This is a genomic window from Polaromonas sp. P1_G1 (assembly GCF_056405595.1).
In genome coordinates this window covers 1-13,444 of the sequence record NZ_JBFUBU010000076.1, presented here as the reverse complement: position 1 = coordinate 13,444, position 13,444 = coordinate 1, and the positions used below count along the sequence as shown (strand labels likewise).

Genomic DNA, 13,444 nt, shown 5'->3' with positions numbered 1-13,444 from the left:
GAGTTTGCGCGAGACCCCGCCGTAGTCGAGCACCGCAGGTTGCCCGAAGCGAAGCGTAGGGACCCAGACTGCGGGTCGCCTTTTCTTTGGTGACTTTCTTTTGGCGAAGCAAAAGAAAGTTACTTGCTGCCGGGCAACCCCMGGCCAGCCACCCTCAGCAGCGAGCGCCCCGCCGGAGCAAGACCGGCCTCAACAAAAGCCGTTTGTCGCCTGGGGCACACGCAGTCGCCCCCTCGACTGCTAGCATCCCGGCAATGAACCGCCGCCACTTCCTAGCCGCCACCACCCTGGCCTTGACCGGAGACTTCGCAATGGCAGATCTCCCCAAAGTAGCCTCCCTGGACGACGCCCTCCGCTGGCTGGACACGCTCGACAAAGCGGCCGGCGTTAAAACCACGGGCCAGTGGCCCATGGTTTCGGTGCTGGAGCACATGGCGCAAAGCGTGGAGATGAGCCTGGACGGTTTTCCGCAGCCCAAAAGCGCATTCTTTCAAAACACGGCTGGCGCGGCAGCGTTTGCTTTTTTCAAGTGGCGCGGGCAGATGAGCCACAGCCTCAGCGAGCCGATCCCCGGCGCGGCGGTCCTGCATCGCGATGGCGACTGGCGGCCCGCCTCTGCGCGGCTGCGTGCCGCCATCGAGCGTTTCACGCGCCACCAGGGCCCGCTCAAGCCGCACTTTGCCTACGGCGCGCTTGACAAGGCCGACTTCTCGCGGGCCCATGCTTTTCACATCGCCAACCACCAGGACGAAATCGTCGTAGTGGCGCGCTAGCTTAATTGCCGCGTCTTCATCAAGGGGCGGGACTGCCGGTTCGCGTGCCGCGTTTCTTCTTTGCCTGGTTTTTCTGCCGGCTCTCGAGCAAAGCCAGCAGCCGGTGTTCGGCGGCGTAAAGGCGGCGCAGTTTTTTGCCGGACTCGAGCTGCGGCCACAGCGCCGCCATCGCGGGTTCGTCGTGGGCCAGGCGGCCGCCCAGCTCCAGCACGGCCGGGTGAATATAGGATTTTTTGCAGACCGCCGGCGTGTTACCCAGCAGCCGCGCCACTTCCTGCAGAACTGCTTTGGCGCTGAAGCCGCCTTTGGCCGCCGCGTCGCCCTTTCCGCCTTTTTCGCCGCTTGCGCCGCAGGCCAGGCGCGTGAGTTCCAGCGCCTGCACCGTGCCATGCCAAGTGCGGAAATCCTTGGCGGTGAAACGTTCGCCGTCGGCCTTCCCCCGGCCTTGCGCGATTTCCGCCAGGTAGTCGTTGACGTCGCCCGAGCCCACCGCGCGCAGTTCGCCGGCCTCATCCTCGTACTGGAACAGCAACTGCCCCGGCAATTGCTGGCAGCGCCGCACCACGGCCGCCACCTTGGGGTCGTCCACTTTCAGGTCCTGCATCACGCCGCTTTTGCCGCGAAAGCGCAGCTGCAGGGTCTTGCCGCGCACGCCGGCATGCGGGTTGCGCAACGTGGTCAGGCCGTAGGAGCCGTTGTCGCGCGTGTACTCGTCGTTGCCCACGCGCACAAAGGTGGTGTCGAGCAGGCGCACCAGCGTCGCCAGCACCAGGCTTCGGCTCACGGGCGCATTGCGGCGTGGCGCCAGGTCGCGCGCGACCCGGGCGCGTATGCGCGGCAAGGCCTTGCCGAAGGACAGCAGCCTTTCGAACTTGCTGTCGCCACGCAAGGCTTGCCAGTCGGCGTGGTAGCGGTACTGCTTGCGGCCGCGCGCGTCATAGCCCGTGGCCTGCAGGTGGCCGTTGGGCCGGGGGCAGATCCAGACCCGCGTGTAGGCCGGTGGGATCGCCAGCTTGTTGATGCGGCGGATTTCTTCCGGGTCCTGGATCCATCGGCCGGCGGCGTCGCGGTAGCGGAAACCGCTGCCGCGTTTGACGCGCGCGAGGCCGGGCATGTCGTCGCTGACATACACCAGGCCCGAGCCTTTGAGTTCGGGCGCCGCAGCGGCTTTCGCGACGGGTAGGCTGGCGGAAGGAGAGGGCGTTGGGCCGCGGGGCATAGGCCTGCATTGTGCGAAGCGCCGCGAGGCCCAGGCTGTAGGACCCAGCCGCTTTGCGCGGCGGGCCGGAAGCGGCTTAAAACAGCTGGTCGGTGGTGTTGGCTTCGGTGCCCTCAGAGGGGCTCGCAGGCTTTTTCTCGTCGGGCAGCGGCACTTCGTCGGCGCGCGCCAGGGTGGCCGCGCGCACGCCCAGCAGGCGTAGTTTCTTCTCGAGCGGCACGCGCTTGAGGCACTGGCCGGCCAGGCGGCGAATGGTGGCGCCGTCGTCGGTGTAGCTGTCAGCGGTCTGGTCGCGCGTGGCGATCTTGAAGTCGTCGTAGCGCAGCTTGATGCCTATGGTTTTGGCCACATAGCCCTTGCGCTGCAGGTCTTCGCCCAGCCGAACGCAGAGGTCGGTGAAGATGGCGCCCAGCTCGGCCTTGTTGCGCACCGCGTGCAGGTCGCGGTCGAAGGTGGTTTCGCGGCTCATGCTGACCGGTTCGCTCTCGGTCACCACCGGCCTGTCGTCGCGGCCCCAGGCGGCCTCGTGCATCCAGGCGCCGGTGGCCTTGCCGAAGTTGTCCACCAGCCAGCCCGGGTCCTGTGCGGCCAGCTCGCCTATGGTGTGGATGTGCAGCTTCGCGAGTTTCTCGCCGGCCTTGGGGCCTATGCCGTTGATCTTGCGCACGTGCAGCGGCCAGATCTTTTCCTGCAGGTCGGATTCATAGACGATGGAAATCCCGTTGGGCTTGTTGAACTCGCTGGCCATCTTGGCCAGCAGCTTGTTGGGCGCCACGCCGACCGAACAGGTCAGGCCGGTCTTCTCAAAAATCGCCTTCTGGATCAGCCGCGCCAGTACGCGCCCGCCCTCGCGCTGGCCGCCCGGCACGTCGGTGAAGTCGATGTAGACCTCGTCCACGCCACGGTCCTGCATCAGCGGCGCGATGTCGGTGATGGTGCTTTTGAAGAGCTGCGAGTACTTGCGGATTTCCGAAAAGTCCACCGGCAGCACGATGGCCTGCGGGCACAGCTTGGCGGCCTTCATCATGCCCATGGCGGATCCCACGCCGAACTGCCGCGCCGCATAGGTGGCCGTGGTGATCACGCCGCGGCCCACATAGTCTTTGAGCAGCGGAAAGCTTTCAACCGGGATGAAGCGCAGCGCGCGCTCGCCCTGCGCGGCACGCAGCTCTTCGTCGACCTTGCGCCAGCCGCCGCCTATGACCACGGGCAGGCCCTTGAGCTGCGGGTAGCGCAGCAACTCAACGGACGCGAAAAACGCGTCCATGTCGAGGTGGGCAATGCGGCGGATCTTGGATGCGGGGGAAGGGGGCGGGGCGCTCACCCGGCAAGCATAGCAATTCGCAACAGCCTGGGCGCGGCCGCCCCGACACGATTTGGCCCTATTTGGCCCGCGCAGCCGCAGGGCTCGTGCACTCCGGCTACGACAACAAGCGCGGCTGCAGGCAAATATTTCCGCTGCTATTTTCTTAGGGGACTTCTAAAATCCCGCCTTTGCCCAAAAACAGCGCAAGCCTGCCCATGAAGCGACCCAGCCTGCACCCCACAACAAGACGAGGAAAAGACGCAATGAAGCGATGGATCAAATGGACCGCCGGTGTGGTGGGTGTCATCGTGCTGCTGCTTGGCGGCACGGCCGTGGTCGGAAGCCAGATGGCCGAAAGCAAAAGCCAGCGGCAGGTCAAGGTCAGCGTGCAGCCGGTGGCCATCCCAGCCACCACCCAGGCGTTGGAGCGCGGCGCCTACCTGTACAACTCGCGCGGCTGCGCCGACTGCCACGGCGCCGGCGGCGCGGGCCGTGAATTCATGAACGACGGCAAGGGCATGCGTCTGGCCGGCCCCAACATTAGCCCGGGCGAAGGCAATGTGGTGGCGCGCTACACACCTGAAGACTGGGTGCGTACCCTGCGCCACGGCGTCAAGCCCGACGCCCGCCCGGTCTTCATCATGCCCAGCGAAGACTACAACCGCCTGACCGACGAAGACCTGGGCGCGCTGGTCGCCTACGTCAAGGCTCTGCCTCCGAAAATCGGCGGCACCGCTGTGCTGGACCTGCCCCTGCCGGTGCGGGTGCTCTACGCCTTTGATGCCATCAAGGACGCCGCCCAAAAAATCGACCACACCCTGCCGCCCGCCAAACCGATTGCCGAAGGCGTCAATGCCGCGCACGGCGCTTACGTGGCCAATATGTGCATAGGCTGCCACGGCGCGACCTTGGCCGGCGGCAAGATTCCCGGCGGCCCGCCCGACTGGGCGCCCGCCGCCAACCTGACACCTGGCCAAGGCAGCGCCATGCCGCGCTACAAGGACGCGGGAGCCTTTGTCGCCATGCTGCGCAGCGGCAAGCGCCCCGACGGCTCGCCCATCACCGTGATGCCCTTCGAGTCGCTGCGCGCGCTCAACGATGTTGACGCACAGGCGCTGTATGCGTATTTGCAGACGGTGCCGGCCAGACCTTTCGGGCAGCGGTAAGCACGCGTAAACGGCCGCCGGAGGCCGTCGCGCTCTGGCATCATGGCCGGCTTGCCAATCCCTCTTTTCGAAAGTCAACGCCATGCCCTCCCATGCCACCGGAAGTTTTGAAGTCAATCTTGTGCCGCAATCACTGGCGAATGCCGACGCCGGCCCGCTGATGGGGCGCCTCTCCATCAACAAGACTTTCAGCGGCGACCTGCAAGCCACCAGCCAGGGCGAGATGCTGAGCGCCGGCACGGCCGTCAAAGGCTCGGCCGGTTATGTCGCGATGGAACGCGTGACCGGCACGCTGCACGGCAAAAGCGGCAGCTTTGTGCTGCAGCACAGCGGCACCATGAACCGCGGCGCGCCGCAGTTGAGCGTCAGCGTGGTGCCAGATTCAGGGACCGATGAACTCACGGGCCTGAGCGGCACGCTGAGCATCCAGATTGCCGACGGCAAACATTCGTATGCGATGGAGTATGAGATTGCGCCGCGGGCTTGAGATGGCGGACTAGCCTTGGCCCGCCTTCATCGGTTCTGGTTTTCTTTCGAAGGCCTTCCGTGCTTTTCCGTATTGAACGTCGGCTGCGGCGTAACAGCCTATACCTATGACGATGCGCTTCAAATACTCAAAGACCGGGTGTTTGCGCAATCGTTGCCCGCCTGCTCGGTGGTTGAAGATATTGACATCAGCACGCTGGACGAGAACCAGGTCCGGCCCAATATGGGTGTGGTGACACAGCGCGGCGTATGGTTTCCGCTGGGTTACTAAGCGCTCCTGAGTACATCAGGCAAGTGCGATAAAAAATATTTTTGGCAATTCCGTTTGCCGCGATGCGCACACTAATACGCACGCTATTTCTTCGTAAGCTCGCACAAATAAATACTGAGAAGGTATTCAATTCAGATGGACGCTGAATTGAAATCGCTTTCGCCGCGGCACATGCCGGCGGGATTCTGCCAGAAGCCTGTGAAATTGATAAGCGCGAAATTTTTGGGGCGGAAGATTTCGTTGCCTCATATGCACACTCAAGATTTTCTTCCTGCAGATGGAGGGTGACAGGCGCAATGCCCGTCACTAGACTGCGGACTCATTTGCGCGGCTCGCGCGCGATCAATAAGAGCAGCAAGAATAAATCGACGAGGGACCCAATGAGCTTGTTCCATCAAGCGCTCGCACCAACGACGGTGCGGGCGAATCAACTGCGCTTGGTCGGCGCCGCCCTTGGCGGCGTGGAATCGGACCCAACACATCACAGGCGCGAGCCATTGAAATCGGCGCCATACCTCAGTCGTCAGTTCAGATTTTTCACCGCATGGCTGTTCGGCCTGGTGCTGCTGGCTTGCATGGCGCCAGCGCTGGCCGCGACGACGACAGCCAGCCCGCGGCTGGACTATTGCTGGACCAATGGAACTTCGGTAGGAAACAGCAATGCCGACATCTACGGAGACCGACATCTGGTGGGCAACTGTTTCGCAACGGTCAATGAGTTTTATGACGCGATGGTGTCGACGATTCAGCTCAACTACAACGCGGCCTATCCGGCGGGAAGGACCTGGCGGTGTGAGTATGGTGCTTGCTATGGTGTCACTTATGTCGTCTTCTCAACCTTTGCCAAGCAAGCATATGGTCAGATCTATGGTCAAGGTCAATATAACAATTGCCTGGAACCTTCGAGCCCGGCTGCGGCCAACAACAACGCCTATTGCGGTCTAAAGAGAACCGATACCACGACGGGCTCTGATGGCAGCGTGCAGGTTACGGACACTCATGATTTTGAACTCCATGCTTACGTGACCTTCTCCTGCCAGGATGCCCGCTTGGTCAGAACCGGGCCCAACCTGACCGCGGGCGCATGCGCCAACATTGTCGACAACTACCCGGGGTTGCAGGAATGCCCCGTTTGCGCCGGCAGACTCAATGGCGGCAGTTCGATTCAACCCATGACCGGTGCCAAGAAGGAGTTCGTTTCTACCGATCTGGCCATTGGAGGGCAGTCGCTTTTCCTCACCTACGACACCCTGCGCCAGATGACAGCCAAGGCGGACGGCTTGACGTCTGCCGCGCAGTTGAAGGACGCGCCCTCGTTTGGCCCTCTCTGGAGCAGCAGCTTTCACAAGCGCCTGAATGTCAAATCGGGAAGCGCCGGCATTGATGCATACCGAGGAGATGGGCGGCTTACCGGCTTCGGTTTGAGCGCACCCGGTGGCAGCTATGTACCCATGGCAGGTATCAATGACACCTTGACCGTCATCGCCGGTGGCTACCGGTTTTTCGATTCGACGTCCGGTGCGCTTGAAACCTACAACAGCGCGGGGCAGCTCACCGCCAGCGCCGACAAAAAGGGCAATACGCTCACGTTTACCTACAGCACAGCGGCGGGTGCCATCGCACCGGCAGCCGGCTACCTGACACAGGTGACTGACAACGGTGGCCGATCCATAGCCTTCAGCTACGTCCTGCCCGTGGGTGGCGTCGCTACGTCGGATGGTTTGATTTCCACAGTGACGAGTCCCGACGGCCGCACCATGACCGCCACTTACGATGGCAATAAAAACCTGGCCGCGCTGACCTGGCCGGATGGCAAGAGTCGTACCTTCCATTACGAGAACACAGGCTTGCCTTGGGCCCTGACCGGCAAGACAGATGAGAACAATGTGCGCCTGGCCACCTGGGCTTATGACACTGAAGGCCGTGCGATCTCCAGCAACGGCGCCCTGGGCACCGACCACTACAGCGCCACCTACGCCACACCACCGCAGGCCGTGATCACCGAAACCCTGGTCGTCGACAACCGGCTTAACTACGCCAACACCTATTACCGCAACCACACCTGGCAGGCGCCCACGGGCCTTCAGGTGACCGATGCTGCCGGCACAACGGCCAGCACCAACATCGTCATGCCCAACGGCTACCCCATCCTGGCCGGCATCTCGCAGGCGGCAGGCTCGGGTTCCCCTGCGGTCAGCAATGCTTCTACCTATGACGCACGCGGCAATCTGCTGTCTCATGACAACTTCCAGGGCGAGCGCACCTGCTACGCGTATGACGGCAAGAACCAGCAAATATCACGGGTCGAAGGCTTGGCCACCACGGTCGATTGCGCCACTGTGCTGGCTGTCGCGGCGAGCTTGCCTACGGGCGCGCGTAAATACACCACTAACTGGGACACTAACTGGCGGGTCCCCAAATTGACCACCCAGCCCGGTTCCATTACTACGCTGGTGTACCAAGGCCAGCCCGACCCCAAAAACGCCAGCGCAATCGCGAACTGCTCCCCCGCAGCAGCGCTTCCCAATGGCGCGCCTTTGAATCTGTTGTGTAAATCGGTGGTCGACGTGGCTGCAGGCACCAGCTTCAACGACCCCTCCGCTGGCAGCTCTGACGGCTTGATCGACAAGGTGGTTCTGTTGCTGCATGGGGAGGACGGTGCGGGCTCGCCTGTCATTGCGGACAGTAGTTCGTATATGAAGAGCTATTCCAGCAGAGCGGCCAATCCAAGGGTCACGGCAGCGCACAGCAAATTCGGCGCCTCATCCATAAGCCTGGACAGCACCACGAATACCGTAAGTGGTAGTGCCTACGGCTATGGCCCCGACAACACACTCAAGCTGACCGGTGACTTCACTATCGAGATGTTCGTAAAGCTGAATGCACAGGCAAATCCGGCCATGATCATATTCGGCTGGGGTGGTGACCCTGGTTCCAATCAAGCCACCGGCCGGGTTGCGGTCGACTCAACCGGAAAACTCAATGCATACTGGACCGAGAGTTATTGGGCCAACAACCGCTCCATCACCGGCCCCGTCATCACTACAGGCGTGTGGCACCACGTTGCGCTGAGCCGCGGCAACGGCAACTGGATCATGCACCTTGACGGGGTGCAGGCTGGCGCCACGGTGTACCACAACAACTCGGATTCGTTTGCCTACGGGCGTTTCGAACTGGGTCGCCAGCAATTCAATGCGTGGGGATCCTTGAATGCTTACCTCGACGAGGTACGAATCACCAATGGCGTGATCCGGTACTGGGGGGCATTCACGCCGCCGACGCAGCAGTTTGGCGATCCGTTGAATCTCAACCCGTCGCAGCCCAAGGTGGCTGATGCCCATTACGCGAAGAATGTGTTGCTGCTACACGCCGACGGTGCCCATGGCTCCAAAGTCGTTGTAGACAGCAGTCCCCGAGCAGGTGCGGGTACGCTCATCCGGAACGCACAGATCAGCACCACGGAGAGCAAGTTTGGAGGGTCGTCCATATACATCCCCGGCTCGACTGACTATGGTGACCTTGGGATTGTTCCCGGAGACTATTCGCTCCCCGGGGACTTCACGCTGGAATTCTGGATGAAACCCGCCAGCACAACAGCCACTACGATCGCGGCCCGGCTTGGCGACAATGCTGTTTATGACGATTTTTACTTCGTAAATGATCGTCTCGTGCTGCAACGCAGTAGCGGCCCGTATTGCATATTCGGCGTAAGCCTTACCGGTTTGGCCAACACCTGGATCCATGTGGCTTATGTAAGGGTTGGCGGCACCATTTACACCTATGTCAACGGCCAAGCTGCCGGCAACTGCGCCTGGACCACTACCGTCGGTACCACCAACGGCATGATGTTCGGCTACAACAACACGTCCAATGCGGTTTACTACGACGACATTCGTGTGACCAAGGGGCAGGCACGCTACACGGCCGCATTTATTCCATCGGCCTACGCCGCACCCAATGTGGCAACGCTGTCGGCCGACGCGTCCACCGTCACCACCCAGTACACCTACGACGCCGCCGGTCGCATGCTGACCGCCAAGGACACGCTGAACCGTACGACAACCTACGCCTACTACACGGCGGCCGCCTTCAGCGGCACCGCGCCGAATGAAACAGGCCATGCGGCCGGCGACCTGCAGACCATCACGAGCCCGACCGACCATGTCACCCAGTTCACGCTGTACGACAGGGCGGGGCGCGTGCGCCAGATGGTCGATCCCAATGGCGTGGTCACTGACACGGCCTACACCCCGCGCGGCTGGACCAGCAGTGTCACGGTCACCCCGCCAGGCGGCACGGCCCGGACCACCAGCTATACCTACGACAACGCGGGCCAGATGACAGGAGCAACCCTGCCCGACGGCACCACCCTGGGCTACAGCTACGACGCCGCCCATCGCCTGACCGGCGTCACCGACGCCAAAGGCAACTCCGTCGCCTACACCCTCGACAACGCCGGCAACAAGACCGGTGAGCAGGTCAAGGACCCCTCGGGCAACCTGCAGAGAAATATCACGCGCGTTTATGACGCTTTGAACCGGATCCAGCAAGTCACAGGAGCGAGCAATTGATATCAGTGCAACATCTCAGCCGTCAAGGCCGAACTTTCGCAACATGGCTTTGCGGCCTGGTGCTGCTGACGTGCATGGCGCCGGTTTTGGCCGCGACGACGACACCGAGCCCCCGCCTGGACTATTGCTGGAACAACGGAACATCGGTCGGAAATTCCAATGCCGAGATTTATGGCGACCGGAATTTGCAGGAGAACTGCTTCGCGACGGCCAACGATTTTTTTGACGCGATGGTGGCGACCATCCAGGTCAACTACAGCGCGGCCTGGCCTGCGGGCAAAACGGGCCGGTGCGACATGGGTTCCTGCTATGACGCCACCTATGTCGTCACTTCGACGTTTTCCAAGCAGGCCTACGGCCAGGTGGCCGGCGTAGGCGGAAAACTCAACAATTGCGAGGAGCCGACCGTCCCGATCACTGCCGGCATCAGCACTTACTGCGGCCTCAAAAGAACCGACACCATGACCTGGTCTTGTTCCAGTTCCTCCTGCACGGGATGGGATGGGGTTGTGCAGGTAACTGATCACGGTGATTCCAACATGCTGGCTTATGTCGGCTACACCTGCCAGGATGCGCGCCTGATCAAAACCGGCACCAATAAGACGGCAGGTGCTTGCGCCAACATCATCGACATCTATTCAGGGTTGCAGGACTGTCCTGCGTGCCTCGGCCGGCTTAGCGGTAGCGGATCCATCTACCCCATGACGGGCGCCAAGCAGGAGCTTGTGCCGATCGACCTCAGCATAGGCGGGCAATCGCTCTACCTGACCTACGACACCCTGCGCCAGATGACGGCCAAGGCCGACGGCCTGGCGTCAGCCGCCCAGCTGAAGGACCTGCCCTCGTTCGGCCCTTTGTGGAGCAGCAGCTTTCACAAACGCCTGAACGTCAAGGTCGGCAGCGCAGGCATTGAGGCCTACCGCGGCAGCGGCCGCATCACCAGCTTCGGCCTGAATACGCCCAGCGGCAGCTATGTAGCCAATGCCGGCATCAATGACACCGTGACCGTGGTTGGCGGCAACTATCGCTTCTTTGATTCGGCGTCCGGTGTGCTGGAAACCTACAACAGCGCGGGCCGGCTCACCGCGTCCGCCGACAAGAAGGGCAACACCCTTACCTATACCTATAGCACCGCGGCGGGCGCCACCGCGCCGGCTGCTGGCTACCTGACACAGGTGACGGACAACATGGGCCGCGCCATCAGCTTCGGCTACACACTGCCCGTGGGTGGCACGGCCGCCTCCGACGGCCTGATTTCCACCATCACCGCGCCCGACGGCCGTACCATCACGGCTGCCTACGACGGCGCGAAGAACCTGACCGGCTTGACCTGGCAGGATGGCAAGGTCCGTACTTTCCAGTATGAGAACACCGGCCTGCCCTGGGCCCTCACCGGCAAAACCGATGAGAACAATGTGCGTCTGGCAACCTGGGCCTATGACACGGCAGGCCGCGCGGTCTCCAGCGACAGCGCACTGGGCACCGACCATTACAGCGCCACTTACGCCACGCCGCCGCAAGCCGTGGTCACCGAAACCCTGGTGGCCGGCACCTATTACCGCACCCACACCTGGCAGGCGCCCACGGGCCTGCAGGTGACGGATGCCACCGGCACCACGTCCAGCACCACGGTGGTAATGCCCAATGGCTACCCTGTGTTGGCCGGCATCACGCAGGCGGCGGGCTCCGGTTCCCCGGCGGCCAGCAATGCCTCGACTTACGACGCCAGCGGCAACCTGCTGTCGCACGACAACTTCCAGGGCGTACGCACTTGCTACGCCTATGACGCCCAAAACCGCGAGGTCACGCGCGTCGAAGGCCTGGCCAATACGGTGGCTTGCGCCACGGTGCTGCCGGCCACGGCCGTCATGCCGACCGGTGCGCGCAAATACACCACAAGCTGGGACGCCAACTGGCGCGTGCCCAAGGCAACCACCCAACCGGGTTCCGTCACGACSCTGGTCTACCAGGGCCAGCCCGATCCCAAGAACGGCGGAGCGGCAGTCAGCTGCTCGCCCGCTGCCGCGCTGGCCAACGGTGCACCCCTGAACCTGCTGTGCAAATCGGTGGTCGAGATGGCGAGTGGCGCCTACTTTGACAACCCGTCAGCCTCTGGCGGCGATGCCCTGATCGACAAGGTGGTACTGCTGCTCCACGGGGAGGACGGCAATGGCTCGCCGGTGGTCGCGGACAGCAGCACTTACAGGAAAAGCCAAACCAGCAAGTGGGGTTATGCCTCTGCCACCAGCGCCCAGAGCAAATTCGGCACGGGCTCCATCAGCCTGGACAGCGCGAGCGGCGGTGCTTTCGGCTTCGGCCCCGACAACACCCTCAAGATCACCGGCGACTTCACCATTGAAGGGTTTGTGAAGCTCAACGCGCCGACCGGGGCTCGGACCATTTTCGGCTGGGGCGGAGACCCCTGGTCGTCCGAAGCGACCGGCGCTGTTGCCGTCGACGGATCCGGGAATCTGTATGCGACCTGGTCGGGCGGCGGCACCATCAACGGCCCCGCCATTTCGACCGGAGTGTGGCACCACGTGGCGCTGAGCCGCAGCAACGGCACCTGGGTCTTGCACCTGAACGGTGTGCAGGCCGGTGCCACCGTGGTTTCCAATAATTCGAATGCGTTTAACTATGGACGTTTTGAATTGGGGCGCGGCACCTATATGACCTATGGGAACCTCAATGGCTACCTTGATGAAGTCCGGGTTACGAACGGTGTTGCGCGGTATAGCGCCGCCTTTACCCCGCCGGCCCAGCAGTTTGGCGATCCCCTGGACCTCAATCCCGCGCAGCCCAAGGTGGCGGACGCCCACTACGCAAAAAATATATTGCTGCTGCACGCCGACGGTGCGAATGCTTCCAAGGCCATTGTCGACAGCAGCCCGCTGGCGGCCACTGGCACGCTCAAGCGAAATGCGCAGATCAGCACTGCGCAGAGCAAGTTTGGTGGTTCGTCCATCTATATACCTGGCTCGACCGACTACGGCGACTACGGCAACCTGGCCGGCGATTTTTCGCTCCCCGGGGATTTCACGGTCGAGTTCTGGATGAAGCCCACCAGCACGGGGGCCAATACGATTGCCCTGCGGCTTGGTGGTGGTGGCGCGCCTTATCACGATTTCTGGTTTGGAAGCGACCGTCTTGTGATGAGCAAGAGCAGCGACGGAACCTATTGCATGACGGGCGGCGGCCTGGGCAATCTGGCCAATACCTGGATTCATGTGGCCTACGTCAGGATAGGCGGCACCCTGTACAGCTATGTCAACGGCGCACAGGTGGGCAACTGCGCCTGGACCGGCACCGTCGGCAATACCAACGGCATGGCCTTCGGCTACAACAACTCGTCCAATGCCGTCTACTACGACGACATCCGCGTGACCAAGGGGCAGGGGCGTTACACCGGCACGTTCATACCCTCGGCCTATCCCGCACCCAATGTCGCAACGCTGCCGGCTGATGCATCGACGGTGACGACCCAGTACACCTACGACGCCGCAGGCCGTATGCTGACCGCCAAGGACACGCTGAACCGCACCACGACCTACGCTTACTACACGGCGGCGGCCTTCAGCGGCACGGCGCCCAACGAAACCGGCCACGCGGCCGGCGACCTGCAGACCATTACGAGCCCAACAGGCCATGTCAC

At 62.5% G+C, this 13,444-nt stretch carries 8 protein-coding genes; 6 read left to right on the top strand and 2 right to left on the bottom strand.

Features of this window, described 5'->3' with window-relative positions; translation table 11 throughout:
* Positions 1-311: 311 nt before the first annotated feature.
* Positions 312-773, top strand: coding sequence for a DUF1569 domain-containing protein (locus AC1D1Y_RS24930; RefSeq protein ID WP_477684704.1), 462 nt, complete (start codon positions 312-314; stop codon positions 771-773).
* Between the two features lie 19 nt (positions 774-792).
* On the opposite strand, the gene AC1D1Y_RS24925 is transcribed toward AC1D1Y_RS24930, so the two are convergent.
* Both AC1D1Y_RS24925 and AC1D1Y_RS24920 read right to left on the bottom strand, forming a co-directional pair.
* Entirely contained in the window at positions 793-1,992 is a 1,200-nt protein-coding gene (locus AC1D1Y_RS24925) for a DNA topoisomerase IB (RefSeq protein WP_477684703.1), read from the bottom strand.
* Positions 1,993-2,068: 76 nt separating this feature from the next.
* Positions 2,069-3,259: a Y-family DNA polymerase gene (locus tag AC1D1Y_RS24920; protein ID WP_477684705.1), complete on the bottom strand. Its 1,191-nt coding sequence runs from the start codon at positions 3,257-3,259 to the stop codon at positions 2,069-2,071.
* 302 nt (positions 3,260-3,561) lie between these two features.
* Between AC1D1Y_RS24920 and AC1D1Y_RS24915 the strand changes: the two genes are divergently transcribed.
* The 5 genes from AC1D1Y_RS24915 to AC1D1Y_RS24895 form a co-directional block, all read left to right on the top strand.
* Entirely contained in the window at positions 3,562-4,464 is a 903-nt protein-coding gene (locus AC1D1Y_RS24915) for a c-type cytochrome (protein WP_477684702.1), read from the top strand.
* 82 nt (positions 4,465-4,546) lie between these two features.
* Positions 4,547-4,951 (top strand): DUF3224 domain-containing protein, encoded by a 405-nt coding sequence (locus tag AC1D1Y_RS24910; protein ID WP_477684701.1) that lies wholly within the window; start codon positions 4,547-4,549, stop codon positions 4,949-4,951.
* A 15-nt stretch (positions 4,952-4,966) separates the two neighbouring features.
* On the top strand, positions 4,967-5,221 hold the full coding sequence (locus AC1D1Y_RS24905; protein ID WP_477684700.1) for a hypothetical protein: 255 nt from the start codon (positions 4,967-4,969) through the stop codon (positions 5,219-5,221).
* Between the two features lie 380 nt (positions 5,222-5,601).
* Entirely contained in the window at positions 5,602-9,792 is a 4,191-nt protein-coding gene (locus AC1D1Y_RS24900; protein WP_477684699.1) for a LamG-like jellyroll fold domain-containing protein, read from the top strand.
* A 74-nt stretch (positions 9,793-9,866) separates the two neighbouring features.
* Positions 9,867-13,444: LamG domain-containing protein (locus AC1D1Y_RS24895; protein ID WP_477684698.1), on the top strand; the 3,578-nt coding region annotated here is incomplete at its 3' end.

Excerpts from the sequence above, each read along its gene's own strand:
- AC1D1Y_RS24915 (WP_477684702.1), top strand. The coding sequence starts at position 3,562 with ATGAAGCGATGGATCAAATGGACCGCCGGTGTGGTGGGTGTCATCGTG.
- AC1D1Y_RS24925 (WP_477684703.1), bottom strand. The coding sequence starts at position 1,992 with ATGCCCCGCGGCCCAACGCCCTCTCCTTCCGCCAGCCTACCCGTCGCG.
- AC1D1Y_RS24920 (WP_477684705.1), bottom strand. The coding sequence starts at position 3,259 with ATGGACGCGTTTTTCGCGTCCGTTGAGTTGCTGCGCTACCCGCAGCTC.
- AC1D1Y_RS24900 (WP_477684699.1), top strand. The coding sequence starts at position 5,602 with ATGAGCTTGTTCCATCAAGCGCTCGCACCAACGACGGTGCGGGCGAAT.
- AC1D1Y_RS24910 (WP_477684701.1), top strand. The coding sequence starts at position 4,547 with ATGCCCTCCCATGCCACCGGAAGTTTTGAAGTCAATCTTGTGCCGCAA.
- AC1D1Y_RS24930 (WP_477684704.1), top strand. The coding sequence starts at position 312 with ATGGCAGATCTCCCCAAAGTAGCCTCCCTGGACGACGCCCTCCGCTGG.